The sequence below is a fragment of the Pseudomonas sp. 2848 genome (assembly GCF_003253945.1).
GTDB lineage: Bacteria > Pseudomonadota > Gammaproteobacteria > Pseudomonadales > Pseudomonadaceae > Aquipseudomonas.
On the sequence record NZ_QKZD01000008.1, the window covers coordinates 1 to 23,683 of the forward strand.

Here is a 23,683-nt window from a genome sequence, read left to right on the forward strand (position 1 = left end):
GCTTCGCCAGCGACTCCATCTGGAGGGAGTCGCTGGCGAAGCTATGTCTGAAAGGATCTTTCTAAAAAAATCCCCTCAAGACAGTTGCTCCCACAAGGTAATGCGATCTCCTGTGGGAGCCGGCTTGCCGGCGATGGGCTGCGAAGCAGCCCCTTTAGAAACTTACTGAGGCCGACAGCCGTGCCGTGCGCGGCGCGCCCTGGAACAGGTAGTTGTCGCCCAGGTAGTCGCCCACGTCGCGCCAGTAGCGCTTGTCGAAGACGTTGTCCACGGTCAGGCGCAGCACGGTGTCGTAGCCGCCGATGTTCGTGCGGTAGCGGCTGCCGATGTCGAACACGGTGTAGCCGCCGACTTCGACATTGCCTGCAGAGCTTGCGTACTTGCTGGCGCTGTAGCGGGCGCCGCCGAGCAGGGCCAGGCCGGGGACGGGGAGGGCGTAGTCGGCCTGCAGCGCGGCGCGCAGGCGCGGCACGTTGATCGCCTGGTGGCCTTCGTAGGCGACGGTGTCGCTGTTCTGCACCCGGGCGCGGATCGCCGCGGCGCTGGCCTGGATCTGCAGGTTGGAGGTGACCCAGCCGCTGGCGCCGAGTTCGAGGCCGGTGTTTTTCTGCTGGCCCGACTGCACGTAGGTCGGCGCCGGGTTTTCATCGGGGCGGGCGTACTGGTAGGCCTGGCGGATCTGGAACAGGGCCGCGCTGAAACTCATGCCCTGCCAGTCACGCTTGATGCCGACTTCGAGCTGGCGCGACAGGGTGGGGGCGAGGATTTCGAACGCGTTGCTGGCATACCAGGGGGCGGTGCCACCTGAGGACAAGCCTTTCGCATAGCTGGCGTACAAGGTGGTGTCCGGCTGCGGCTTGTAGATCAAAGCTGCGTTGGGCAGCAGTTGGTACTGTCGGGTGTGGCGCCCGGCAACGCCATTCTGGTCCCAGGTCTTTTCGTCCAGGCGCACTTCCCGTGCGCCGATCACGGTCTGCCAATTGTCGTTGAAGGTGATGCGGTCGCTGAAGAACAGGCCGTACTGGCGGCTGTCCAGGCGACGCTCACTGCTGCCAATGGGCTTGTCCGATGGCTCCACGGCTGGCGCACCGGTATGGATGTTGCCCGTACCTCGCCACTCGTTGTAGCCCGGTCGCTGATCGAGCGTGCGGCGTTGGGCGCTGGTGCCGACGGTCAGCTCATGGCTCACGCCCAAGGCATCGAAGCGCCCGTCGAGCGTGGCCTGGGCTTCGTCGATGCGACGGGTATCGTCAGGGCTGCGGAAATCGTAGATGTCGTAGTCGCCATTGCTGCCGAAGTAGGACCCTTCGCTCGAACCCCAGGCGAATGCGCTGTAGTCATCGATTACCACCTTGCTGCGCGAGGCGCTCAAGGTACCGTTCCAGTTGTCGTTGAACTGGTACTTGAAGCGCCCGCCCAGGTTGAGCGAGTCGTTCTGCACGGGTTTGGCCCACGACTGCCAGGCCAAGTGATCCTTGGGGTCGACGCCATGGGGCAGTTGGGTGCCGCCGAGCAGTTGATACCCCGGCACCGAATACTGCTCGCGGTGCTGGTATTCGGCATCCAGCTCCAGCACGGCATTCGGGTTGAGCTGCCAGTCGAGGGCCAGGGAGGCGAAATCGCGCTTGCCGTCGGCATGATCGACATACGAGCGGATATCCTCGTGAGCAAGGTTCACCCGCAGGCCCAGCTGGCGCTCGGCGCCGAACCAGCCGCCCAGGTCGGTGGCCAGGTAGCGTTCGCCCTGTTCGTTGCTCGACACGCTGAGGCTGCGTACATCCTCCGGGCGCTTGGTCACATAGTTGACCAATCCGCCGGGCTCCGACACGCCGCTCTGCAACCCGGACAGCCCCTTGAGCAGCTCCACCTGCTGCTTGTTCTCCAGCGCCACGTTCTGCTCGCCGGCGATGGTCTGGCCGTTGACCCGGTAGCTGCTGGCAGCGTTGAGCTCGAAGCCGCGCACGTTGAAGTTTTCGTAGTAGCCGATCGGCGCATAGCTTTCGCCCACCGAGGCATCGCTCTGCAGCACCTCGCTCAGCTTGCGCACCTGGCGGTCGTCCAGCAGCTGGCGGCTGAACACGCTGACCGCTGCCGGGGTGTCGAGCAGCGGTGTGCTGTGCAGGCCGCCGACCTGGGCTTCGCGTGCCTGGTAGCCGCTGTCCTGAACATCCGAGATGCGCACGGGGGCCAGGGCCACACTGTCGTCGGCAAGGCCATGGCCACTGTGCAGGGCAAGGCCCAGGCCGAGCAGGCCCAAGGGTAGGCGGGGGCGAAGCGGGGTCATGCAAGGCTCCTTGAAAAGCGGACGCGCCGTTATCGCTCGGCAGCTGTCGGGCAGGCAAAAGGGCGCCATGGTAGCAGGCTGCCGAGCCTTTCAGGGATGCAGGGTGCAGACATGGGATTGGCGCACCGCCGCTCCCACCGATACCGCGCAATGCAGAGGCATGCGCGTTTCCTGTGGGAGCCGGCTTGCCGGCGATGACGCCAGTACAGTCAATACGAACGAAGCGGGGTGTGATTCAGGCCGCCGCCGGGCGCTGGTGCCGGCGCCAGCTGTCGTCGATCTTCGACCAGGTCTTGCCGTCGGTGATGGCCAACAGCTTGCGGCCATCCTTGAAGGTGGCGAGGAAGGTGACTTCTTCCTCCTTGCCGCCCAGCAACAGGCCGGCGAGCAGGCCGACCGGGCCGGCCACCAGGGCGCCGGCCACCCCCCAGCCCAGGGCGGTGCCCAGGCTGCGGGTCGACTCGAGGTTGGCCAGTTTCAGATCCTTGATCCGCGCCAGTGAAATGCGCTCGCCGGGCGAAGGGCTGCGCGGGGTCTTGAGTGTGAGCGCTCCATTGCGATACTCGCCTTCACCTTGCAAGAAATCGCCGGATTGCACCGTGAGTCTTGTCATTGTGTCGTCCTGTCAGGAAGGGGCTTTGACCAACGCCTACTGAGCGCTCCGCACGCTGGCAAGTCAACGCCGAGGCGACGGAGGGTCGTGCGGCAGGTCGTCGCGTAGTAAAGCGCCTAAACGAAGCGTTGATGGCAAATCACAGGCACAAGTCGCATTTTCGAAAGTAAACTTCGAATCGTCGTCTATAAAGCCCTGGGGGCATGATTGGAACTAATGCTTGCAGCTGCCGCCATTGATCCATCGCAGTTTGCGCAAATAAGTGCGATGCAGTTGAGTTTTCGAAAACGAAAAAATGGCGCCAAAAAACGCTGGACATTAAGTTTCAATGTGTGTCAGTTTTTTTGCGCCTCATAAAGGCGAGTGACAGGAAGTTCTCGCCAGGTGGGAAATCCTGTCTGACATCAACTGCTTTTTTGTAAACAAGGAAGTAACCTGCATGTCGAAAGTCAAAGAAAGCGCTATTGTTTCGGCCGTTTCCGCACTGCAGCCGAAGGGACCAAGTTCGTCCTTCGGCCTGATCGATAGCTTTGCCCACCAGTACGATCGCGGCGGCGCGAACATCAATGGCAAGAAGTCCTTCACGGTCGACCAGGCCGCCGACCACCTCCTGCGTGATGGCGCAGCCTGGAAGGACCTGAACAAGGACGGCACGATCAGCCTCACCTACACCTTCCTGACCAAGGCACCGTCTGACTTCTACAGCCGCGGACTGGGCTCGTTCAGCCAGTTCAGCGACCTGCAGAAACAACAGGCCAAGCTCTCCATGCAGTCCTGGTCGGACGTGGCCAAGGTCACCTTCACCGAGGCAGGATCGGGCGGCGACGGTCACATGACCTTCGGTAACTTCAGCGCCAGCAACGGCGGCGCGGCATTTGCCTACCTGCCGTTCGACGGCCCGGGTTCGCACAAGGGCGAGTCCTGGTACCTGATCAACAGCGGCTACCAGGTCAACATCACCCCGGGCACCGGCAACTACGGGCGCCAGACCCTGACCCACGAGATCGGCCACGTGCTCGGCCTGTCCCACCCTGGCGACTACAACGCCGGCGAGGGCAACCCGACCTACCGTGACGCCGACTACGCCCAGGACACCCGTGGCTACAGCGTCATGAGCTACTGGAGCGAAAGCAACAACGGGCAGAACTTCATCAAGGGCGGCGGGCAGTACTACGCCTCGGCTCCGTTGATGGATGACATCCTGGCGATCCAGAAGCTCTACGGCGCCAACTATGCCACCCGCGCCAGCGACACCACCTACGGCTTCAACTCCACCGCTGATCGCGACTTCTACTCGGCCACCTCGGCCTCGTCGAAGCTGGTGTTCTCGGTGTGGGACGGTGGCGGCAACGACACCTTCGACTTCTCTGGCTTCACCCAGAACCAGAAGATCAACCTCAACGAAGCGTCGTTCTCTGATGTCGGCGGCATGGTCGGCAACGTATCCATCGCCAAGGGCGTGACCATCGAAAACGCCTTCGGCGGCTCGGGCAACGACCTGCTGATCGGCAATGCGCTGGCCAACGTGCTCAAGGGTGGTGCCGGCAACGACATCATCTACGGCGGCGGCGGTGCCGACCAGCTGTGGGGCGGCAGTGGCGCGGACACCTTCGTGTTCGCCGCCGTCAGCGACTCCACCAAGGCGGCGCCGGACCGCATCATGGACTTCACCTCGGGCGTGGACAAGATCGACCTGTCGGCCATCTCCGCGTTCGCCGTGAACAAGCTGCCGCTGCAGTTCGTCAATGCCTTCAGCGGCCATGCCGGCGAGGCGCTGCTGACCTACGACCAGGCCACCAACCTGGGCAGCCTGTCCATCGACTTCACCGGAAACGCCTCGGCTGATTTCCTGGTGACCACCGTTGGCCAGGCCGCTGTCACCGACATCGTGGTCTGATGTACCAGGGGGCGGCGTTCGCGCGTCGCCCTTTTGTCGGCGAGGCAGACGAATGAAAGCAACCTTGCGAACGATCGCGCTGGCCGCGATTGCCCTGATGTCGATGACCGAGGTAGGTATGGCGAGCAGCCTGTTACTCCCCAGCGCCGCGCAAATGGCCGGTGATTGGACGCTTTACTCCGAACAGCCGCAGGCGCAAACCTGCAACCTGCACCTGGGCGCCAACGAAGGCGAAATCGAAGGCGACCTGGATTGCGCCAGGGACCTGCTGGGCCTGCGCCCCGGCAGCTGGCTGGTAACCCCCGACACCCTGGCCCTGGTGGGCGGCGACGGCAGCAGCGTGGTGCACTTCAGTCGCGAGGGTGCCAGGCGTTACGCCTGGACCCGGCCGGACGGTACGCAACTGGTGCTCAAGCGCCTGGACAAATAACCCCGGCCTGAAACTTAAAAGTTTCAGGCAAGCAAGGGCGAAACATGAAACTACCGAGCAAAAAGCCCGGGGCGCCTTTGTGGGCGGCACTCGGCGAACATAAGTCGACCTTGATCAGCGTCGGCTGTTTCACGGCATTGATCAACTTGCTCATGCTGGTGCCGTCGATATATATGCTTCAAGTGTACGACCGTGTACTGAGTTCGCAGAGCACGACAACTTTGTGGGTGCTGACGCTGATGGTGGTCGGCTTCTTCGTTTATATCGGCGGGCTTGAAGCCGTACGCAGTTTCATTGTCATTCGGGTCGGCAACCAGTTGGAAAAGACGTTCAATATGAAGGTCTACCGCGCCGCCTTCGAACGCAATCTGCGCCAGCGTGACGGTGCCGCTGGCCAGGCCCTGGGCGACCTCACCCAACTGCGTCAGTTCATCACCGGCCCCGCGCTGTTCGCCTTCTTCGATGCGCCCTGGTTCCCCATCTACCTGGCGGTGATCTTCGCCTTCAACGTCTGGCTGGGCGTGATGGCGACGGTCGGCGCGCTGCTGTTGATTGCCCTGGCCATCCTCAACGAGCGCCTCACCCACGCCACCCTGGCCGAGGCCAGTGGCATTCAGCAGCAATCGACACTGCTGGCTGGCAGCCAGCTGCAAAGCGCCGAAAGCATCCAGGCCATGGGCATGCTCGGTGCCCTGCGTCAGCGTTGGTACAGCTTGCACGGGCGTTTTCTCGACCTGCAGAACAAGGCCAGCGACACCTCGGCGGTGATCACCGCCACCAGCAAGGGCCTGCGCTTGTGCCTGCAGTCGCTGGTACTGGGGCTGGGCGCGCTGCTGGTGATCGAGGGGCAGATGACCCCGGGCATGATGATCGCCGGCTCCATCCTCATGGGCCGGGTGCTGGCGCCGATCGACCAGTTGATCGCGGTGTGGAAGCAATGGAGCGGTGCGCAGCTGGCCTACCAACGCCTGGACGGCCTGCTGCGCGAACACCCCGAGCCGCCGACGCCGATGCCCTTGCCGGTGCCCACCGGGCAACTGGCGGTGGAGCAGGTCAGCGCTGGCCCGCCCGGGCGTAACTTGGCCACCCTGCAACAGGTGAACTTCGCCCTGGCGCCGGGTGAACTGCTCGGCGTGCTGGGGGCTTCGGGGTCGGGCAAGTCGACCCTGGCCAAGGTGCTGGTCGGCGTCTGGCCGACCCTCGGCGGCCATGTCCGCCTCGATGGCGCCGAGCTCAGCCAATGGGACCGCGACGCGTTGGGCCCGCACATCGGCTATCTGCCGCAGAACATTGAGTTGCTGCGCGGCAGCATCGCCGAGAACATCGCCCGCTTTGGCGAGCTGGACGGCATCAAGGTGGTCGAGGCGGCTCGCCTGGCGGGCGTGCATGACCTGATCCTGCGCCTGCCCCAGGGCTACGACACGCGCCTGGGCGAGGAGGGGGTGGACCTCTCCGGCGGCCAGAAGCAGCGCATTGCCCTGGCCCGCGCCCTGTACGGCGATGCCCGGCTGATCGTGCTCGACGAACCCAACTCCAACCTCGACAGCCACGGCGAGGCCGCCCTGGCCAACGCCATCGTCCAGCTCAAGGCCCAGGGCCGCACCGTGGTGCTGGTGACCCACCGCAGCGCGGCGTTGGCCCAGGCCGACAAGCTGCTGGTGATGAACGAAGGGCGCATGCAGGGCTTCGGCCCGGCTCGCGATATCCTCCACGCCATGGGCCAGGCCCCGGCGCAACGACCCCTGCAAGCCGGAGGTGGCGCATGAGCCAGCACACCCGTGATGCCCGTTTCCATGTCCGCCTGGGGTGGTGGCTGACCCTGGTCGGTTTCGGCGGCTTCATGGCCTGGGCCAGCTTCGCCCCGCTCGATCAGGGCGTGCCGGTGCAAGGCACCGTGGTGGTGTCGGGCAAGCGCAAGGCGGTGCAGTCCATGGGCGCGGGCGTGGTCAGCCGCATCCTGGTCAGCGAAGGCCAGCTGGTGCGCCAGGGCGAGCCGCTGTTCCGCCTCGACCGCACCCAGGTGCAGGCCGACGTCGATGCGCTGCAGGCCCAGTACCGCATGACCCGCGCCGCCCTGGCACGCTGGCAGAGCGAGCGTGACAACCTCGGCCAGGTGCAGTTTCCCACGGAGTTGCTCGAAGACGCCGACGCCCGCCTGGCGCTGATCCTCGAAGGCCAGCGCCAGCTGTTCGACAGCCGCCGTCAGGCCCAGGCCCGCGAGCAGGGCGCCCTGGCCGCCAGCATCGACGGCTCCCAGGCCCAGCTGACCGGCATGCGCCGGGCGCGCGGCGACCTGCAGGCCCAGGCCGACTCGTTGCGCGAGCAGCTCGACAGCCTGCGCCCGTTGGCCGGCGAGGGCTATATCCCGCGCAACCGCGTGTTGGAATACCAGCGCCAGCTGTCGCAGGTGCAGCGCGACCTGGCGCAGAACGCCGGCGAAAGCGCGCGCCTGGAGCAGGTGATCGTCGAAGCCCGGCTCAACTTGCAGCAGCGCCGCGAGGAGTACCAGAAAGAGGTGCGCAGTCAGCTGGCCGAAGCCCAGGTCAAGGCCGCGACCCTGGAGCAGCAGCTCAACTCCGCGCACTTTGAACTGCAGCACAGCGAGATCATCGCGCCGGCCGACGGCATCGCGGTAAACCTTGGCGTGCACACCGAAGGCGCCGTGGTGCGGGCCGGCGATACCCTGCTGGAAATCGTGCCCCAGGGCACCGCGCTGGAAGTGGAAGGGCGCCTGCCGGTGAACCTGGTGGACAAGGTGGCACCGCAGTTGCCGGTGGACATCCTGTTCACCGCCTTCAACCAGAACCGTACGCCGCGGGTGACCGGGGAGGTGGCGCTGGTGTCGGCCGACCAGCTGATCGACGAGCGCAGCGGCCAGCCGTACTACGTGCTGCGCAGCACGGTCAGCGAAGAAGCGCTGGCGCGTCTCGAGGGGCTGGCGATCCGCCCGGGCATGCCCGCCGAGCTGTTCGTGCGTACCGGCGAGCGCTCGCTGCTCAACTACCTGTTCAAACCCCTGCTCGACCGTGCAGGCACCGCCTTGACCGAACAATAAGGACCGCCAGTGAAGAAGTTCCCACTGATCGGGTTGCTGCTGGCCTGCGCCTGGCTGCCGACCGCCGCCCAAGCCGCCATGGGGCCGTTCCAGGTATACGAGCAGGCCCTGCGCCGCGATCCGACCTACCTCGCGGCGTTCAAGGCCCGCGAGGCCGGCCAGGAATACCGCGCCATCGGCCGCGCCGGCCTGCTGCCCAGCCTGTCGTACAGCTACAACAAGGGCCGCAACGATTCCGAGGTGCGCTACCTCGGCGATTCACGCCGGCAAAAGGAAGACCGCACCTACAACAGCATGGGCTCGACCTTCATCCTCCAGCAGCCGCTGTTCGACTATGAAGCCTATTCGAGCTATCGCAAGGGCGTGGCCCAGGCGCTGTTCGCCGACGAGAGCTTCCGCGACCAGAGCCAGCAACTGCTGGTGCGGGTGATGACCAGCTACACCCAGGCGCTGTTCGCCCAGGACCAGATCGCCATCAGCGTCGCCAGCAAGCAGGCCTACCGCCAGCAGTTCCAGCAGAACCAGCGGCTGTTCGACGCAGGCGAAGGCACGCGCACCGATATTCTCGAAGCCCAGGCCCGCTACGAGTTGGCCGATGCCGAGGAGATCAAGGCGCGTAACGAACAGGATGCCGCGCTGCGCGAACTGGGCGCGCTGATTGGCGAGCCGGCGGTGCGGGTCGAGGACCTGGCGCCGCTGCGCCTGGGCTTCGCCCTGCCAGTGGTCGACCCCAGCGGCTACGAGGCCTGGCAGGAGCGGGCCCTGGCCAACAACCCGCAACTGGCGTCATCGCGCCAGGCCCTGGAAGTGGCGCGCTACGAAGTCGAGCGCAATCGTGCCGGGCACCTGCCCAAGGTCACCGCGTTCGCCACCTCGCGGCGCCAGGAGTCGGACAGCGGCAACACCTACAACCAGCGCTACGACACCAACACCGTGGGCATCGAAGTCAGCGTGCCGATCTTCGCCGGGGGCGGGGTGCTGGCTTCGACCCGCCAGGCCAGTCGGCATCTGGAGCAGGCCGAGTACGAGCTCGACGGCAACACCCGCAGCGCCTTGATCGAGCTGCGCAAGCAGTACAACGCCTGCCAGTCCGGCGCCAGCCAGTTGCGTGCCTACGAGCGGGCGCTGGTGGCGGCCGAGGCGCTGGTGGTGTCCACACGCAAGAGCGTGCAAGGTGGCGAACGGGTGAACCTGGATGTGCTCAACGCCGAACAGCAACTGGCCACCACCCGCCGCGACCTGGCCCAGGCGCGCTACGACTACCTGCTGGCGTGGATCAAGCTGCATTACCAGGCGGGGGTGTTGAGCGAAACCCAGCTGGCGCGGGTGGACGAAGCGTTTATTGAGGGCAAATCCGGTTGATGCTCTGATCGCCTACCAGCGTGGGAGCGGGCTTGCCCCGCGATCACCGGCGAAGCCGGTGCCATATATCGCATCGCGGGGCAAGTCGCAGCGGCGAACCGCCGCTCCCACGCTAGTAGGCGAGTCACTGAAAAGCATTCAGGCTGTCACCGCTGCCTTTCCCCGCTTGCGCTCAGCCAGCCCCCACACCAGTAGCGCCAGCGCACCGATCACCAGCCCGGCCACCACGATCCCATCCCAGCCATGCACCTCGAACAGTTGCGTCCCCAGCAGCGACCCCAGCGCGCCGCCGATGAAGTAGCAGGTGATATAACCGGCATTGAGCCGCGTGCGCGCCTCGGGGCGCAGCACGATCACCGCGTTCTGGTTGCTCACGTGCACCAGTTGCACCGCCAGGTCGAGCAGCAGCACCCCAACCAGCAATGCCACCAGCGAGTTCTGCGCAAACCCCAACGGCACCCACGACAGCAACAACGCCAACAGCCCCACGGTGGTGCCCAGCGAACCTTTGCCGCGGTCGGCCAGGCGCCCGGCCCAGTTCGCCGCCAGTGCGCCGATCGCCCCGGCCAGGCCGAACAGGCCGATCACCGCGTCGGAGTAATGGTAGGGCGCCTCGCTCAACAGGAATGCCAGCGGTGTCCAGAACAGCGCGAACAGGCTGAACGCCAGCAAGCCCAGCAGCGAGCGCAGGCGCAGCACCGGTTCTTCTACGAACAGACGGAACACCGAGCCGATCAGCGCCGGGTATTTCAAGCCGGCGTGGCTGTGGTGTTGCGGCAGGCTGCGGTACAGCGCGAGGGCACTGATGGCCATCAACACCGCGGCCAGCACGTAGATGCTGCGCCAGCCGCCCAGCTCGGCCATGAAGCCGGCGGCGGTGCGCGCCAGCAGGATGCCCAGCAGCAGGCCGCTCATCAGCGTGCCCACGGCGCGGCCGCGTTGATCCGGCGCACTGAGCGCGGCGGCCATGGGTACCAGCACCTGGGCCACCACCGAGAACAGCCCGGTCAGCGCCGTGCCGAACAACAGCCACGGCAGGCTTGGCGCGCAGGCGCTGATCACCAGCCCGGCGGTGGCGATCAGCACCATGGTGACGATCAGCCGTCGCTGCTCGAACAGATCGCCCAGTGGCGCGAGCAGCAGCAGCCCGGCGCCGTAGCTGAGCTGGGCGGCGATGACGATGGTGCCGGCGCTGGCGGTACTCAGGCCGAACTGCTCGGCGATGCTGTGCAGCAGGGGCTGGGCGTAGTAGTTGCTGGCCACGGCCAGGCCGGTGGCGGTGGCCATCAGCAGGATCAGGGCGCGACTCAGAGTCGGGGAATTCATGGGCAGTCTCGGTGCAGGCAAGGTTGAATAGCGACAAGTATCAGGAAGTGCCCGGCATGATGCCAATTTATGGTTTTCAACTTAACCGTGTTGACAGCAGCACGGGGCAAGCCCGCTCCCACGCGTGACTGCGCGTTGGAGCGGGCTTGCCCCGCGATAGGGTGTTTGTTCAGGCCGCAAACCCACCATCGGCCAGCAAGCTCGCCCCTGTGATGTAGCCGGCCTCAGGCCCCGCCAGGTAGGCCACGAAGCTGGCGATCTCGTCCGCCTGGCCATAGCGCCCGATGGCCATCAGTGGGATCAGGCTCTCGGCGAACTCGCCACTGGCCGGGTTCATGTCGGTGTCCACCGGCCCAGGCTGCACATTGTTGACGGTGATCCCCTGCGGCCCCAGGTCCCGCGCCAGGCCCTTGGTCAGGCCGACCAGCGCTGACTTGCTCATGGCATAGGGCGCGCCACCGGCGAACGGCATGCGCTCGGCGTTGGTGCTGCCGATGTTGATGACCCGTCCACCCTGGCCCATGTGCTTCACCGCCGCCTGGGTGGCCACGAACACGCTGCGCACATTGACCGCCAGCAGCCGGTCGAAGTCGGCCAGGTCGAACTCGGCGACCGGCGCCACCGCCAGCACACCGGCGTTGTTGACCAGGATATCCAGGCCGCCGAAGGCCTTCGCGGTGTCGGCCACGGCCTGCTGCACGGCCTGGGTGTCGGCGCTGTCGGCGCGCAGGGCCAGGGCTTGGCCGCCGCCGCTGTTGATCTCACCTGCCAAGGCCTCGGCGCTGGCGCTCGAGCTGACATAGGTGAAGGCGACCTTGGCGCCGTTGCGGGCCAGACGGCGGACGATGGCCGCGCCGATACCACGGGAACCGCCCTGGACCAGGGCCACCTTGCCGGTGAGGGGAAGTGCTTGGGACATGCTGATCTCCTGCGTTCAAGCAAGGCCGGATGCCTTGGATGGACACAGTATCGACGCTCGATTACCTATTGATAAGATGGCAATCACGCCAGTCAGAATAAACCAGGAGTTGGCAATGGCCGCGATGGAATCCTTCAGCAGCCTGGAATGCTTCATCCGCAGCGCCGAAGTCGGCAGCTTTGCCGAAGCGGCCAGGCGCCTTTCGCTCACCCCCGCGGCGGTCGGCAAGAACGTCGCCCAGCTGGAGGCGCGGCTTGGTGTGCGCCTGTTCCTGCGCAGCACGCGCAAACTGACCCTGACCGAGGCCGGGCAGCGTTTTCTGGCCGAGGTGAGCGAGAGTTTTCGCACCATCCAGTATGCCGTGGCCAATCTGGCCAACTGCGAAGGCCACCCCTCGGGCGTGCTGCGGGTCAGCATGGGTACGGTGTTCGGGCGCCTGTACGTGTTGCCGTTGCTGGGCGAGTTCCTGGCCCGCTATCCGGCGGTGACGGCGGACTGGCATTTCGACAACCGCCAGGTCGACCTGATCGGCCAGGGTTTCGACGCCGCCCTCGGCGGTGGTTTCGAGCTGCCGCCTGGGGTGGTGGCACGCAAGCTGACGCCTGCGCACCGGGTGCTGGTGGCCTCGCCGGGCTATGTGCGTCAGCACGGGCCGATCGACCGGCCGGAGCAGTTGCAGGCTTGCGCCGGCATCCTCATCCGCTCGCCGCAGACCGGCAGGGTGCGCAGCTGGCCGCTGACCAGTCGCTGGCAGGAGCAACAGCCGCTGCAGCTGCCCCAGCGCCTGACCATGAGCGATTCGGACGCTGCCTGCGCGGTGGCCGAGCAGGGCCTGGGCATCGCCCTGGTCAGCCTGCCGTTCGCCTTGCCTTACCTGGCCTCAGGCCGGCTGTGCCGGGTGCTGCCGGACTGGTACGTCGACGATGGGCACATCAGCTTGTACTACGCCGAGCGCAAACTGTTGCCGGGCAAGACCCGCGCCTTCATCGATTTCGTGGTGGAGCAGTTTGCCGAGCAGGGGCTGGCACAGCGCTTCGATGCCTTGCAGCGATAACGCCCGGTCAGGCGATATCAATGATGAACTGCACCTGGGCCACCCCAGCCAGCCCCAGGCGTACTTCGTCATCCACGCGCTTGCCGACCAGCTGCTGGCCTAGCGGTGCGCGAGGTGTGATCACCGTCACCAGCGCCTCTCCCTCACCAATCTTCAAGCCGGCGCCTTCGGGTCCGAGGAACAGCCTGCGACGCTGCCCCTGTTCGTCCTCCAGGGTCACCAGGCAGCCGACCTGGATCCCCCGCGCCGGGTCATAGTCGCGTGGCACCAGTTGCTGATAGGTCTGCAGCGCCTGGCGGATCTCGGCGGTGCGTCGGGCCTGCCCGGTGGCCAGGTACGAAGCCTCGAGCCCCAGGGTGTCGTACTTGTTCTCGGCGATGTTCTCTTCGGCGGTGGCGGCCTCGTAGGCGGTCTGGGCGGCGCGGCGCAGCACCTCCATGTCGTGCTCGAGGGTGGTGACGATGCGCTGCAGCAGGGTGGCCTTGTCCATGGTCAGTAGCAGAACTCCAGCACGTTGGCCTGGCTCTTGTCGGTCGGCGCGGTGCGGTTCTGCTGCAGCCAGAACTGGCACTTGGGGCTGTTCAGGTTGCGCGGGTTGCCCTGGGCGGCCTCGGCGGCCTGCTGCAATTCCTGCTTGTGCAGGATGTCTTTGTAATGTTCGAACATCTGCGCCTGGGCATCGACCGGTGGCGCTGGAGGAGTGGTTGGCGCAGGCTGGACCTGCGCGGGGGCGGTGGCCTCGACCAGCGGTTGCACCTGCTGTGGCCACAGGTGCAGGGCCAGCCACAGGCTCACGGCGATCGCCAATGCGCCGAGCCACAGGCCGAGGGCGACGCACAGCACCAGCTGCACCGGTTTCAGGGTGATCTTCAATTCGCGGGGGCGGGGCATGATGGCCTCCTGGCAGGCGGGGCGAGGGCGCCATTCTCGCATGCCGCGGCAGGTATTTTCAGCGCCGCGCTTTTGTTGGCCGGCATTTTTCAGCAAAATCCGCGGTCTTTTTTCCGCAGGTAACGGAACGTGGCGATGAAAACCACCTGGGACATCTTCTGCACGGTCGTCGACAACTATGGCGATATCGGCGTCACCTGGCGCCTGGCGCGCCAGCTGGCGAGCGAGCATGACCTGGCCGTGCGCCTGTGGGTGGATGACCTGCAAGCCTTCGTGCGCCTGTGCCCAGAGGCCGACAGCCAAGCCGAGCAGCAGTGGCGGCAAGGGGTCGAGGTGCGCCACTGGCCGGCCACGTGGCAAGGTGCGGAGCCGGCGCAGGTTGTGGTGGGCGCCTTCGCCTGCCAGCTACCGCAGGCTTATGTCGAGGCCATGGGCGAGCAGGCCACGCCGCCCTTGTGGCTGAACCTGGACTACCTCAGTGCCGAAGACTGGGTGGATGGCTGCCATGGCTTGCCGTCGCCCCAGGCCAATGGGTTGCGCAAGTTCTTTTTCTTCCCGGGTTTCACCGAGAAGACCGGTGGCCTGCTGCGCGAAGCAGCCTTGCTGCCCCGTTGCCAGGCGTTCCGCCAGGCGCCGGATGAGCGGGCGAGGTTCCTGGCAGGGCTGGGCGTCCACCCCGAGGCCGGGGCGCGTCTGATCTCGCTGTTCGCCTACGAGAATCCACAGTTGGGCAACTGGCTCGACGTACTGGCCGAAGGCGCGCACCCCAGCCACCTGCTGGTACCGCAGGGGCGCATCCTGGGCGACCTCGGCCATTGGCTGGGCGAGGCGGACTTGGCCGTGGGGGCGCTGCATCGGCGCGGCGCCTTGACGGTCCAGGTGCTGCCTTTTATCAGCCAGGACGACTACGATCGGTTGCTGTGGAGCTGCGATTTCAACGCCGTGCGCGGCGAGGACTCGTTCGTGCGGGCGCAATGGGCTGGGGTGCCGATGCTGTGGCACATCTACATCCAGGAAGAGAACGCCCACTGGGAAAAGCTCGAAGCATTCCTCGCCCTTTATTGCCATGGGTTGTCGGCCGCCGCCGGGCAGGCGCTTAGCGAGCTGTGGCGGGCCTGGAACATGGACCGCCCGATGGGGCAGGCCTGGCAGGCGCTGCAGCCACACTGGGAGGAAGTGCGCGAACATGCCCGCCAGTGGCAGGCCACGCAGGCCGCTCGGCCGGACCTTGCCACGAGGCTGGTACAGTTTTACCGAAATTCGCTATGATACGCGGCCTCGATTTTTATAAATCCATCCAGATTCGGATACTTCGTAATGAAAACTGGTAAAGAACTGAAACCCGGTACCGTACTGCGGATCGACAACGACCCGTGGCTGGTTCAGAAAGCTGAGTTCACCAAGTCGGGCCGTAACAGCGCGATCATGAAGACCAAGCTGAAGAACCTGCTGACCGGCTACAAGACCGAAACCGTATACGGTGCGGACGACAAGCTGGACGACGTGATCCTGGATCGCAAAGAAGCGACCCTGTCGTTCATCAGCGGTGACTCGTACACCTTCATGGACACCACCGACTACACCATGTACGAGCTGAACGCCGAAGACATCGACGCCGTTCTGCCGTACATCGAAGAAGGCATGGAAGACATCTGCGAAGCCGTCTTCTTCGAAGGCCGCCTGGTATCGGTAGAACTGCCGACCACCATCAGCCGCCAGGTTGTCTACACCGAGAACGCCGCACGTGGCGACACCTCGGGCAAGGTCATGAAGCCTGCCAAGCTGAAGAACGGTACCGAGATCCAGGTTGCCGACTTCATCCAGATCGACGAGTGGATCGACATCGACACTCGCGACAACAGCTTCAAGGGCCGTTCCAAGAAGTAATCCTTCTTGCGATGAGCACGAAAAACCCGGCCTTGGCCGGGTTTTTTTGTGCTCGTGAAACCGTGTCGCCTTCATCGCGGGGCAAGTCGGCTCGCCCCGCGATGGCATTCACACCGTCACATGCAGGCGCACATCCACATTGCCGCGGGTGGCGTTGGAGTACGGGCAGACCTTGTGCGCCTTCTCCACCAGCCCTTCGGCGTCGGCCTGGGCCAGGCCAGGCAGGTTGATGTGCAGGTCGATGTCCAGGCCGAAACCGCCGGGGATCTGGCCGATGCCGACCTTGGCGGTGATCGAGGCGTCCGCCGGCAGGGCTTTTTTCTCCTGGCCGGCAACGAACTTCAATGCGCCGATGAAGCAGGCCGAGTACCCGGCGGCGAACATCTGCTCGGGGTTGGTGCCTTCACCTCCGGCGCCGCCCAGCTCTTTCGGGGTGCTCAGCTTGACTTCCAGCTTGCCGTCGCTGGAGCGGGATTTGCCATCACGACCACCGGTGGAAGTGGCTTCTGCGATGTACAGCGGAGTGACCTTTTGCATCTTGAGCCTCGCTTGGGTGTTGTGCGCCGTCGGCGCTGAGTGGGTATGGGTTTAACTTATCGCGCAATTATTTAGTGCGCAAGTTAAATGTTCGACCATTCATCCGAACAGCCACCTCACAGCTTAGACGTCAGAGGTTTTCTTGCAGCTGCGCGCGCAGGGCGAGCAGGTCGGCCTGCAGTTTGCGCAGTTGCTCGGCGCTGTGCCCGCTGGCCTGCAGGATGCATTGCGGCACGCGTTGGGCTTCGGCCTGCAGGGCGCGGCCCTTGTCGGTCAGCTGCACCAGTACCACCCGTTCGTCCTCGCGGCTGCGGCTGCGCTTGAGCAGGCCTTCGCTTTCCAGGCGCTTGAGCAGCGGGGTCAGGGAGCCGGGGTCGGTGAGCAGGCGCTGGCTGATCTCACCCACGGTCAGGCCGTCCTGCTCCCACAGCACGAGCATGGCCAGGTACTGCGGGTAGGTCAGGCCCAGGGCCTGCAGCAAAGGCTTGTAGACCTTGGTCATCAGCAACGAGGTCGAGTGCAGGGCGAAGCAGACCTGGTTGTCCAGCAGCAGCGCGTCGCAGGGGGCTTGGGTGTCGGCGTTCATGCAGGTCCTTGGAATCGGTGAGTAATAAAATCTAGCACGCCAAAGCTTGGTGCGCTCATTGCCAGCGCAGCTCGCTTCTCAGCGCCAGGTCCCAGGGCGGCACCGGGCTGAAACGGCTCTTGAGGAATTCGAGCAGCAAGCGGCTGCGAGAGTTCGTTTCATGTTCAAGGCGCAGTGCATAAATCCCGCTGGTTTCGGGGGCCGGCAGGCCGTTGTCGCAGAACAGGGGGAGCAGTTCGCCGCGCAGCAGGTAGTCGCTGACCAGCCAGGTCGGCAGGTGGGCGATGCCCAGCCCGGCCAAGGCACCGAACAGCAGCGTCTCGGCATTGTTGGCGGCCATGCGCATGCGCGTCGGGCGGTACAGGCGGGTCTGGCCACCGACCTCGAAGCGCCAGGCGAACGGCGGTGCCAGGCCGTCCCAGTCGAGGCCGTCATGCCCAGGCAGCTCGCTGGGGCAGGCCGGAACGCCGCGATTGGCCAGGTACGCCGGGCTGGCGCAGGCGATCCGCACCATATAGGCCAGTGGCGTGGCCACCAGGCGCGTGTCGGCCAGGGGCCCCGCGCGCAGCACCAGGTCGACTTCGCCCAGATGGCTGCCGTGCAGGTCGACGAAACTGTCGATCAGGCGCAGTTGCACGTCGAGACCGGGGTAGGCCACCAGGAAGTCGGCGATGGCCGGAGCGAGGTGGCGACGGCCGAAGGCGGCCGGGGCGTCGATGCGGATCAGCCCTTCTGGGGCATTGCTCAGGGATACCGCCTCGGCGCGAGCCAGGCGCAGTTCCTCGATGATGCGCCGGGCCCGTTCGGCGAACGCATTGCCGGCCGGCGTGGCGCGCACCGCATGGGTGCTGCGCGAGAACAGCCGGCTGCCCACCGCGTTTTCCAGGCTGTCGATGCGCCTGGCCACGGCCGAAGGCGTGAGCGGATGGCGACGGGCGGCGGCGGAGAAGCTGCCGGTCTCCAGCACATCGAGGAACAGGCTCAGTTGTTCGGTGAGGATATCGGGGCTCATGATGATTCTGCTTTTGCGGATTACGCAAAGCCATTGTGCGCTGCTGTGCGTTTCCCCGCCAGCCGTGACTGGGTAGCATGCCGGCATTCTCTGAGAGCAGGCGGATGAGGCGCGAATGATCGAGTGGTTGATGTACATCGTTTTGGGCGCAGCCCTGGGCACCTTGGGTGGCTTGTTCGGGATTGGTGGCGGGCTGATCGCGATCCCTGCACTGGGGGTGCTGTTCGGCCTCGACCAGCAACTGGCCCAGGGCACCGCTCTGGTGATGGTGGTGCCCAACGTGCTGCTGGCGTTGTGGCGCTATCACCAGCGCAACCGCATCGAGTTGCGCCATGCCGTGCCGCTGTCGTTGTGCAGCTTTTTGTTCGCCTGGCTGGGGTCGATCTGGGCAGTGGGCATCGATGCCCAGTCGATGCGCCTGTACTTCGTCGGTTTCCTGGTGGCCCTGGCGTTGTGGAACGTGGCGCGCATGTGCCTGCCGGTGAAGCCGCCGAGCAACCAACTGCGCTACCCCTGGCCATGGCTGGGCGTGCTGGGCAGCTTTGCCGGGACCATGGGCGGGCTGTTCGGCGTGGGTGGCGCGGTGGTGGCCACGCCGATATTGACCTCCGTGTTCGGCACCACCCAGGTGGTGGCCCAGGGGTTGTCGCTGGCATTGGCGGCGCCGAGCACCGCGGTGACCCTGCTGACCTACGGCCTGCACCAGAGCGTGGACTGGAGCATCGGGGTGCCGTTGGCGGTAGGTGGGTTGCTGAGCATCAGCTGGGGGGTGAAGCTGGCCCATGCGTTGCCGGAAAAGGCATTGCGCTCGATGTTCTGTGTGTTTCTGGTGGTGTGCGCGGTGATGCTCGGGTTCGAGCTCTGAGCGCAAGGGGCTGCAGAGCCCATTGCCATCTGTGGGAGCCGGATTGCTGGCGAAAAGGGCGCGAAGCGTCCTCGGCTTACTTGAACCCTTCGACGATGTACTCGGCCATGCAGTCGGTAATCGGTGAATGCTGCTGGTCGTTGCGCAGTAGCATCACATTGGCCATGTGCAGCTGCGGCAGGCCGTCGTCCTCGCCGAGGATGCGCAGTTCGCCGCCAACCAGACTGTGCAGCTGCGCGGTCACCGCCAGCCCCGCCTGCACGATGGCGAAGATCGCCGCCAGGCTCGGGCTGGTGTAGGCAATACGGTACTCGATGCCGTGGCGCTCCAGGGCATTGCAGGTCCAGGCGCGGCAAAAGCAGTCGGTGTTGAACAGCGCCAGCGGCATGGGCCGTTGCTCTTGCGGGCAGAAGCCCTTGGCCGCGGCCCACACCAGGCGCTCCTGGCGCAGCAACTGGCCGACCTCGTTGCCCGGCTCGCGGGTCACGATGGTCAGGTCCAGGTCCTGGCGCAGCATCAACTGCTTGGACGAATCGCAATGCACCTCGACATGGATCAGCGGGTAGGCCTGGGCAAAGCGGGTGAGAATGCCCGGCAGGTAGCGCATGGCGTAGTCGTCCGGCGTGCCGATGCGCACCACCCCGACCATGTGCGGCATGCGCAGTGTGTTGAATACCTCGCCATGCAGCTTGAGGATGCGCCGCGCATAGCCCAGCAGCACCTGGCCCTCGGCGGTCAGGCGCACCTGGCGGCCGTCGCGCTCGAACAGCTGGCGCTGCAGGATGTCCTCCTCCAGGCGCTTCATCTGCATGCTCACCGCCGACTGGGTGCGGTTGACCACTTCGCCGGCGCGGGTGAAACCACCTTGCTCGGCAATGGCGACGAAGGTGCGCAGCACCTCGGCGTCGAGACTCTGATACTGGGACATGGCATCAATCTCCGAGATGCATGGCATCAGAAACATTCGTTGGATTGATCTTAGGCCTGGGACGAGACTGGAGCCATCCACAAGGAGGGCGTCATGATGAAAGGTCATTTCAACGTAGCTCACCAACCGGCCGCATCCCTGGGCCATCTGTGGCACGACGCCAGCGGGCTGGTGCTGCGCTGGTTCGAACTGCACCGCCAGCGCGACGAGCTGGCGCGCCTGAGCGATGCCACGCTGCACGATCTTGGTTTGTCGCGGGCGGACATCCAGCAGGAAGCCGACCGGCATTTCTGGGAGGACCCGTTGCGTAAATGAAGGTGGCGACAATCGCGGGCTTGCCCCGCGATTGCGTCTTTACTGTCTGGACACCAGACGGAGCCACCTCATGTCCTTCAGCCTGTCCCTCGCCCAGGCCCGCCGCCTGGCCTTGTCCGCCCAGGGCTTTGGCAAGTCGCCCGCGCACCCGCCGACCTTCGCCACTCTCAAGCGCATGCTCCAGCGCCTGGGCGTGGTGCAGATCGACTCGGTCAACGCGCTGGTGCGCTCCCATTACCTGCCGTTGTTCTCGCGCCTTGGCGACTATCCAGCCGACCTGCTGGACCAGCTCGCCTGGGGCAAGCGCCGTCAGCGGCGGCTATTCGAATACTGGGGGCATGAGGCGTCGTTGCTGCCGCTGGAGCTCTACCCGCTGATGCGCTGGCGCATGGCCCACGCCGCCGACGGCAAGGGCATCTACCGGCAACTGGCGACCTTTGGCCGTGAGCGACGCGAGGTGATCGACCGGGTACTGGCGGCCGTGCGCGAGCGCGGCGCGCTGGGTGCCGGCAGCCTGTCGACCCGCGAGGAACGCGCCGGCCCCTGGTGGGACTGGAGCGAAGAAAAGCACGCGCTGGAATGGCTGTTCGCCGCTGGGGAGGTCACGGTGGCCGGGCGTCGTGGTTTCGAGCGCCTGTACGACCTGCCCGAGCGGGTGCTGCCGGCGGCCATCCTCGATCAAGCCCAGCCCAGCGAGGCTGAAGCGCACCAGGGCTTGCTGCTGCACGCCGCCGGCGCCTTGGGCGTGGCCACCGAACAGGACCTGCGTGATTACTTTCGCCTCTCGCCGCAGCAGAGCAAGGCCGCCCTGGCCGTTTTGGTCGAGGGCGGGCGCCTGCAGGCCTGCGCCGTGCAGGGCTGGAAACAGCCAGCCTATGTCGCGGGCGTGCCACGGATTCCCCGACGCATCGAAGCCAGCGCCTTGCTTTCGCCGTTCGATTCGTTGGTCTGGGCGCGGGATCGCACCGAGCGCCTGTTCGATTTCCGCTATCGCCTGGAGATCTACACCCCCGCGCACAAGCGGGTGTACGGCTACTACGTGCTGCCGTTCCTGCACGACGGGCGCATTGCCGCGCGCCTGGACCTGCGTGCCGAACGCGCCCACGGACGTCTGGCGGTGCATGCGGTGCACGAAGAGGCGATGGGGCTGGACGAGGCGGGCTACCAGGCGTTGGCGCTCAGCCTGCAGAGGCTGGCCAACTGGCTGGGCCTGGCGCAGGTGCAGCTCAACTGCCCCCGCGCTGAGGGCAGCCGGCTGCGTCAGGCGTTGCTCAGCGGCGTACCTGCTTGAGGGTTTCGGCGATCAGGAAGGCCAGTTCCAGCGACTGGTCGGCGTTCATGCGCGGGTCGCAGTGGGTGTGGTAGCGGTCGGAGAGGGCGTCTTCGGTGATCGGCCGGGCGCCGCCGATGCACTCGGTGACGTTCTGCCCGGTCATTTCGATATGGATGCCGCCGGCGTGGCTGCCTTCGGCCTGGTGCACCTGGAAGAACTGCTTGACCTCATCGAGGATCTGCGCAAAGTCGCGGGTCTTGTAGCCGCTGCTGGCCTTGATGGTGTTGCCATGCATCGGGTCCGAGCTCCACAGCACCTGGCGGCCCTCGCGTTGCACGGTGCGGATCAGCCCCGGCAGATGGTCGCCGACCTTGCCGGCGCCCATGCGCACGATCAGGTTCAGGCGGCCAGGGTCGTTGTCCGGGTTGAGCACGTCGATCAGGCGGATCAGCTCTTCGGGGTTCATGCTCGGGCCGACCTTGACCCCGATCGGGTTGTGCACGCCGCGCAAGAACTCGACGTGGGCGCCGTCGAGCTGGCGGGTGCGGTCGCCGATCCACAGCATGTGCGCCGAGCAGTCGTAGTAGTCGCCGGTCAGGCTGTCGCTGCGCACGAAGGCTTCTTCATAGTTGAGCAGCAGCGCTTCGTGGGCGGTGAAGAAGCTGGTTTCGCGCAGTTGCGGCGCCGTGTCCAGGCCGCAGGCGCGCATGAAGGCCAGGGTTTCATCGATGCGGTTGGCCAACTGGTGGTACTTGTCGGCCAGCGCCGAGTTGGCGATGAAATCGAGGTTCCACTTGTGCACCTGGTGCAGGTCGGCAAAGCCACCCTGGGCGAAGGCGCGCAGCAGGTTGAGGCTGGCGGTGGCCTGGTGGTAGGCCTGCAACAGGCGCTCGGGGTCGGGAATGCGGCTTTTCGCGTCGAAGCCGATGCCGTTGACGATGTCGCCACGGTACGCCGGCAGGGTGATGTCACCGAGGGTTTCGTCGTTGGCCGAGCGTGGCTTGGCGAACTGCCCGGCCATGCGCCCGACCTTGACCACCGGGCAGCCGGCGGCGAAGGTCATGACAATGGCCATCTGCAGCAGCACCTTGAAGGTGTCGCGGATCTTCGCCGCGGAGAACTCGGCGAAGCTCTCGGCGCAGTCGCCACCCTGCAGCAGGAACGCCCGGCCCTGGGTCACCTCGGCGAACTGCCGGCGCAGCTCGCGGGCTTCGCCGGCGAACACCAGCGGCGGATAGCTGGCCAGGGTCTGCTCGACCTTCAGCAGGTGCGCGGCGTCGGGGTAGATCGGTTGCTGCTGGATCGGCAGGGTGCGCCAGCTGTCGGGGGTCCATTGTCGGGTCATTGCAAGCTCTATCCATAAGTGTCGTTAAGGCCTGCCAGCCATGGTACGCCCGCGCGTGCTTGTTGCACCACCGGCATTGGCGGACAATGGCGGTTTTGCGCGGGCAGGTGGTAGGGATGGCGACGGAGCGGGAAGAGCGGCTGCTGGCACGGGTCGAGGACGCCTTTGGCGTTATCAGCGTGTACGAGGTGGATGACTATCGCTTCCTCGAGTTCGGCGACGCCATCGAGCAGAGCTGCACCTTCACCGCCGACCCCAGCTGGCTGGAGTACGACTACACCCGCGCCATGCTGGTCGGCGCGCTGTGCCACGGGCAGCCGGAAAGCGCGTTGTTCCTCGGCCTTGGCGCCGGCACCCTGACCCAGGCCTGCCTGAAGTTCCTGCCGCTGGAGGATGTCGAGGCCATCGAACTGCGCCCGGACGTGCCGCGCCTGGCCATGGAGTTCATGGGCCTGGACGACGATCCGCGGCTGTACGTGCGGGTGGGCGACGCCCTTGAGCTGCTGCCCAGCGCCGAAAAGGCCGACCTGCTGTTCGTCGACCTGTATACCGACTATGGCCCCGGCGTCGGGCATCTGGCCTGGGGGTTCCTGGAAAACTGCCAGAAGCAGCTCAACCCCGATGGCTGGCTGGTGATCAACCAGTGGGCCGGGGACGATGGCAAGCCACTGGGCGCGGCCTTGTTGCGCGGGCTGTACCATCGCCATTACTGGGAGCTGCCGGTCAAGGAGGGTAACGTGATCCTGCTGGTGCCGGCGGACCTGGAGCAGGTTTTGGACCTGCAAGCGCTGCGTGCCCGTGCCGAATCCTTGGCGCCACGCCTGGGTTATTCACTGGATTACCTGATCAAGGCAATCCGCCCGGCGACATGAGTTCTGCGGAGGCGGCGCAAGCCTTTGGAGGAAACGATTCAGCCTGGATCCAATACTGCCCGCGTGGCGGACATCAGGATTGAAATATTTCTCACAGCTCATGGCAATTTCGGGTATAGTACGCGCCGGTCTTTTAGCGGACCTCGAATCAGGTGGTGCAAATCCTCCGAACCCAGCTTCGGCTGAGCGTCCGCTAGTCGGACCTTCCCAAGACGTTCCTTTTTCAATCGTT

The 23,683-nt window shown here is 65.5% G+C and carries 23 protein-coding genes; 12 read left to right on the top strand and 11 right to left on the bottom strand.

Going from position 1 to position 23,683, the window contains the following annotated elements; translation table 11 throughout:
• Positions 1-154: 154 nt before the first annotated feature.
• The gene (locus tag DFS21_RS16735; protein WP_111532678.1) at positions 155-2,284 is read right to left on the bottom strand and encodes a TonB-dependent siderophore receptor; all 2,130 of its coding nucleotides are present in this window, start codon (positions 2,282-2,284) and stop codon (positions 155-157) included.
• A 235-nt stretch (positions 2,285-2,519) separates the two neighbouring features.
• Entirely contained in the window at positions 2,520-2,897 is a 378-nt protein-coding gene (locus DFS21_RS16740; RefSeq protein WP_046856576.1) for a hypothetical protein, read from the bottom strand.
• A 439-nt stretch (positions 2,898-3,336) separates the two neighbouring features.
• Between DFS21_RS16740 and DFS21_RS16745 the strand changes: the two genes are divergently transcribed.
• The 5 genes from DFS21_RS16745 to DFS21_RS16765 all read left to right on the top strand — a co-directional run bounded on the left by DFS21_RS16745 (position 3,337) and on the right by DFS21_RS16765 (position 9,641).
• The gene (locus tag DFS21_RS16745; protein ID WP_110698136.1) at positions 3,337-4,794 is read left to right on the top strand and encodes a serralysin family metalloprotease; all 1,458 of its coding nucleotides are present in this window, start codon (positions 3,337-3,339) and stop codon (positions 4,792-4,794) included.
• Between the two features lie 64 nt (positions 4,795-4,858).
• Positions 4,859-5,224 carry an AprI/Inh family metalloprotease inhibitor gene (locus DFS21_RS16750; protein ID WP_256591405.1) on the top strand — a complete coding sequence of 122 codons (366 nt, stop codon included), beginning with the start codon at positions 4,859-4,861 and terminating at the stop codon, positions 5,222-5,224.
• Between the two features lie 44 nt (positions 5,225-5,268).
• Positions 5,269-6,990, top strand: coding sequence for a type I secretion system permease/ATPase (locus tag DFS21_RS16755; protein WP_110698140.1), 1,722 nt, complete (start codon positions 5,269-5,271; stop codon positions 6,988-6,990).
• Positions 6,987-8,279 (top strand): HlyD family type I secretion periplasmic adaptor subunit, encoded by a 1,293-nt coding sequence (locus DFS21_RS16760; protein ID WP_110698142.1) that lies wholly within the window; start codon positions 6,987-6,989, stop codon positions 8,277-8,279. Before DFS21_RS16755 ends, DFS21_RS16760 begins: the two co-directional genes overlap by 4 nt.
• A 9-nt stretch (positions 8,280-8,288) precedes the next feature.
• Positions 8,289-9,641: a TolC family outer membrane protein gene (locus DFS21_RS16765; RefSeq protein ID WP_110698144.1), complete on the top strand. Its 1,353-nt coding sequence runs from the start codon at positions 8,289-8,291 to the stop codon at positions 9,639-9,641.
• Between the two features lie 138 nt (positions 9,642-9,779).
• Here DFS21_RS16765 and DFS21_RS16770 read toward each other — a convergent pair whose 3' ends face one another.
• Both DFS21_RS16770 and DFS21_RS16775 read right to left on the bottom strand, forming a co-directional pair.
• Positions 9,780-10,967, bottom strand: coding sequence for an MFS transporter (locus tag DFS21_RS16770; RefSeq protein ID WP_110698147.1), 1,188 nt, complete (start codon positions 10,965-10,967; stop codon positions 9,780-9,782).
• 169 nt (positions 10,968-11,136) lie between these two features.
• Complete coding sequence (locus DFS21_RS16775; protein WP_111532679.1) at positions 11,137-11,886, bottom strand: 3-oxoacyl-ACP reductase family protein; 750 nt, start codon at positions 11,884-11,886, stop codon at positions 11,137-11,139.
• 124 nt (positions 11,887-12,010) lie between these two features.
• Here DFS21_RS16775 and DFS21_RS16780 point away from each other — a divergent pair, with 124 nt between their 5' ends.
• A complete protein-coding gene (locus tag DFS21_RS16780) occupies positions 12,011-12,940 on the top strand; it encodes a LysR family transcriptional regulator (RefSeq protein ID WP_110698223.1) in 930 nt (309 codons plus the stop codon).
• A 7-nt stretch (positions 12,941-12,947) separates the two neighbouring features.
• Here the strand turns inward: DFS21_RS16780 and DFS21_RS16785 are convergent, their stop codons facing one another.
• The gene (locus tag DFS21_RS16785) at positions 12,948-13,430 is read right to left on the bottom strand and encodes a GreA/GreB family elongation factor (RefSeq protein ID WP_110698149.1); all 483 of its coding nucleotides are present in this window, start codon (positions 13,428-13,430) and stop codon (positions 12,948-12,950) included.
• Positions 13,431-13,432: 2 nt separating this feature from the next.
• The gene (locus DFS21_RS16790; protein ID WP_110698151.1) at positions 13,433-13,831 is read right to left on the bottom strand and encodes a hypothetical protein; all 399 of its coding nucleotides are present in this window, start codon (positions 13,829-13,831) and stop codon (positions 13,433-13,435) included.
• Between the two features lie 135 nt (positions 13,832-13,966).
• Between DFS21_RS16790 and earP the strand changes: the two genes are divergently transcribed.
• Together earP and efp are read left to right on the top strand one after the other, a co-directional pair.
• Positions 13,967-15,100, top strand: a complete 1,134-nt coding sequence (gene earP, locus DFS21_RS16795; RefSeq protein ID WP_110698153.1) for an elongation factor P maturation arginine rhamnosyltransferase EarP — start codon at positions 13,967-13,969, stop codon at positions 15,098-15,100.
• A gap of 48 nt (positions 15,101-15,148) precedes the next feature.
• Positions 15,149-15,718, top strand: coding sequence for an elongation factor P (efp, locus tag DFS21_RS16800; RefSeq protein ID WP_012271109.1), 570 nt, complete (start codon positions 15,149-15,151; stop codon positions 15,716-15,718).
• 108 nt (positions 15,719-15,826) lie between these two features.
• On the opposite strand, the gene DFS21_RS16805 is transcribed toward efp, so the two are convergent.
• The 3 genes from DFS21_RS16805 to DFS21_RS16815 all read right to left on the bottom strand — a co-directional run bounded on the left by DFS21_RS16805 (position 15,827) and on the right by DFS21_RS16815 (position 17,853).
• The gene (locus DFS21_RS16805; RefSeq protein ID WP_011532840.1) at positions 15,827-16,255 is read right to left on the bottom strand and encodes an organic hydroperoxide resistance protein; all 429 of its coding nucleotides are present in this window, start codon (positions 16,253-16,255) and stop codon (positions 15,827-15,829) included.
• Positions 16,256-16,385: 130 nt separating this feature from the next.
• Positions 16,386-16,841, bottom strand: coding sequence for a MarR family winged helix-turn-helix transcriptional regulator (locus DFS21_RS16810; RefSeq protein ID WP_110698155.1), 456 nt, complete (start codon positions 16,839-16,841; stop codon positions 16,386-16,388).
• 55 nt (positions 16,842-16,896) lie between these two features.
• On the bottom strand, positions 16,897-17,853 hold the full coding sequence (locus DFS21_RS16815; protein WP_046856564.1) for a LysR family transcriptional regulator: 957 nt from the start codon (positions 17,851-17,853) through the stop codon (positions 16,897-16,899).
• Positions 17,854-17,968: 115 nt separating this feature from the next.
• Between DFS21_RS16815 and DFS21_RS16820 the strand changes: the two genes are divergently transcribed.
• Positions 17,969-18,718: a sulfite exporter TauE/SafE family protein gene (locus DFS21_RS16820; protein WP_110698159.1), complete on the top strand. Its 750-nt coding sequence runs from the start codon at positions 17,969-17,971 to the stop codon at positions 18,716-18,718.
• A 76-nt stretch (positions 18,719-18,794) separates the two neighbouring features.
• Here the strand turns inward: DFS21_RS16820 and DFS21_RS16825 are convergent, their stop codons facing one another.
• Positions 18,795-19,646 carry a LysR substrate-binding domain-containing protein gene (locus tag DFS21_RS16825; RefSeq protein ID WP_031316005.1) on the bottom strand — a complete coding sequence of 284 codons (852 nt, stop codon included), beginning with the start codon at positions 19,644-19,646 and terminating at the stop codon, positions 18,795-18,797.
• Positions 19,647-19,742: 96 nt separating this feature from the next.
• Between DFS21_RS16825 and DFS21_RS16830 the strand changes: the two genes are divergently transcribed.
• Together DFS21_RS16830 and DFS21_RS16835 are read left to right on the top strand one after the other, a co-directional pair.
• On the top strand, positions 19,743-19,961 hold the full coding sequence (locus DFS21_RS16830; RefSeq protein ID WP_031316004.1) for a DUF1127 domain-containing protein: 219 nt from the start codon (positions 19,743-19,745) through the stop codon (positions 19,959-19,961).
• 70 nt (positions 19,962-20,031) lie between these two features.
• Positions 20,032-21,252, top strand: coding sequence for a winged helix-turn-helix domain-containing protein (locus DFS21_RS16835; protein WP_110698161.1), 1,221 nt, complete (start codon positions 20,032-20,034; stop codon positions 21,250-21,252).
• Here the strand turns inward: DFS21_RS16835 and DFS21_RS16840 are convergent.
• The gene (locus tag DFS21_RS16840; RefSeq protein WP_110698163.1) at positions 21,233-22,579 is read right to left on the bottom strand and encodes a class II 3-deoxy-7-phosphoheptulonate synthase; all 1,347 of its coding nucleotides are present in this window, start codon (positions 22,577-22,579) and stop codon (positions 21,233-21,235) included. The two genes, DFS21_RS16835 and DFS21_RS16840, sit on opposite strands and share 20 nt — an antisense overlap.
• A 116-nt stretch (positions 22,580-22,695) precedes the next feature.
• Between DFS21_RS16840 and DFS21_RS16845 the strand changes: the two genes are divergently transcribed.
• Positions 22,696-23,451, top strand: a complete 756-nt coding sequence (locus DFS21_RS16845; protein ID WP_110698165.1) for a spermidine synthase — start codon at positions 22,696-22,698, stop codon at positions 23,449-23,451.
• Positions 23,452-23,683: the final 232 nt, after the last annotated feature.

Bases quoted from the DNA above. Each gene is read 5' to 3' on its own strand.
- DFS21_RS16820 (WP_110698159.1), top strand. From the start codon at position 17,969: ATGATCGAGTGGTTGATGTACATCGTTTTGGGCGCAGCCCTGGGCACC.
- DFS21_RS16830 (WP_031316004.1), top strand. From the start codon at position 19,743: ATGAAAGGTCATTTCAACGTAGCTCACCAACCGGCCGCATCCCTGGGC.
- DFS21_RS16735 (WP_111532678.1), bottom strand. From the start codon at position 2,284: ATGACCCCGCTTCGCCCCCGCCTACCCTTGGGCCTGCTCGGCCTGGGC.
- DFS21_RS16775 (WP_111532679.1), bottom strand. From the start codon at position 11,886: ATGTCCCAAGCACTTCCCCTCACCGGCAAGGTGGCCCTGGTCCAGGGC.
- DFS21_RS16835 (WP_110698161.1), top strand. From the start codon at position 20,032: ATGTCCTTCAGCCTGTCCCTCGCCCAGGCCCGCCGCCTGGCCTTGTCC.
- DFS21_RS16845 (WP_110698165.1), top strand. From the start codon at position 22,696: ATGGCGACGGAGCGGGAAGAGCGGCTGCTGGCACGGGTCGAGGACGCC.
- DFS21_RS16815 (WP_046856564.1), bottom strand. From the start codon at position 17,853: ATGAGCCCCGATATCCTCACCGAACAACTGAGCCTGTTCCTCGATGTG.
- DFS21_RS16810 (WP_110698155.1), bottom strand. From the start codon at position 16,841: ATGAACGCCGACACCCAAGCCCCCTGCGACGCGCTGCTGCTGGACAAC.
- DFS21_RS16745 (WP_110698136.1), top strand. From the start codon at position 3,337: ATGTCGAAAGTCAAAGAAAGCGCTATTGTTTCGGCCGTTTCCGCACTG.
- earP (WP_110698153.1), top strand. From the start codon at position 13,967: ATGAAAACCACCTGGGACATCTTCTGCACGGTCGTCGACAACTATGGC.
- efp (WP_012271109.1), top strand. From the start codon at position 15,149: ATGAAAACTGGTAAAGAACTGAAACCCGGTACCGTACTGCGGATCGAC.
- DFS21_RS16785 (WP_110698149.1), bottom strand. From the start codon at position 13,430: ATGGACAAGGCCACCCTGCTGCAGCGCATCGTCACCACCCTCGAGCAC.
- DFS21_RS16740 (WP_046856576.1), bottom strand. From the start codon at position 2,897: ATGACAAGACTCACGGTGCAATCCGGCGATTTCTTGCAAGGTGAAGGC.
- DFS21_RS16780 (WP_110698223.1), top strand. From the start codon at position 12,011: ATGGAATCCTTCAGCAGCCTGGAATGCTTCATCCGCAGCGCCGAAGTC.
- DFS21_RS16770 (WP_110698147.1), bottom strand. From the start codon at position 10,967: ATGAATTCCCCGACTCTGAGTCGCGCCCTGATCCTGCTGATGGCCACC.
- DFS21_RS16805 (WP_011532840.1), bottom strand. From the start codon at position 16,255: ATGCAAAAGGTCACTCCGCTGTACATCGCAGAAGCCACTTCCACCGGT.
- DFS21_RS16790 (WP_110698151.1), bottom strand. From the start codon at position 13,831: ATGCCCCGCCCCCGCGAATTGAAGATCACCCTGAAACCGGTGCAGCTG.
- DFS21_RS16760 (WP_110698142.1), top strand. From the start codon at position 6,987: ATGAGCCAGCACACCCGTGATGCCCGTTTCCATGTCCGCCTGGGGTGG.
- DFS21_RS16840 (WP_110698163.1), bottom strand. From the start codon at position 22,579: ATGACCCGACAATGGACCCCCGACAGCTGGCGCACCCTGCCGATCCAG.
- DFS21_RS16825 (WP_031316005.1), bottom strand. From the start codon at position 19,646: ATGTCCCAGTATCAGAGTCTCGACGCCGAGGTGCTGCGCACCTTCGTC.
- DFS21_RS16755 (WP_110698140.1), top strand. From the start codon at position 5,269: ATGAAACTACCGAGCAAAAAGCCCGGGGCGCCTTTGTGGGCGGCACTC.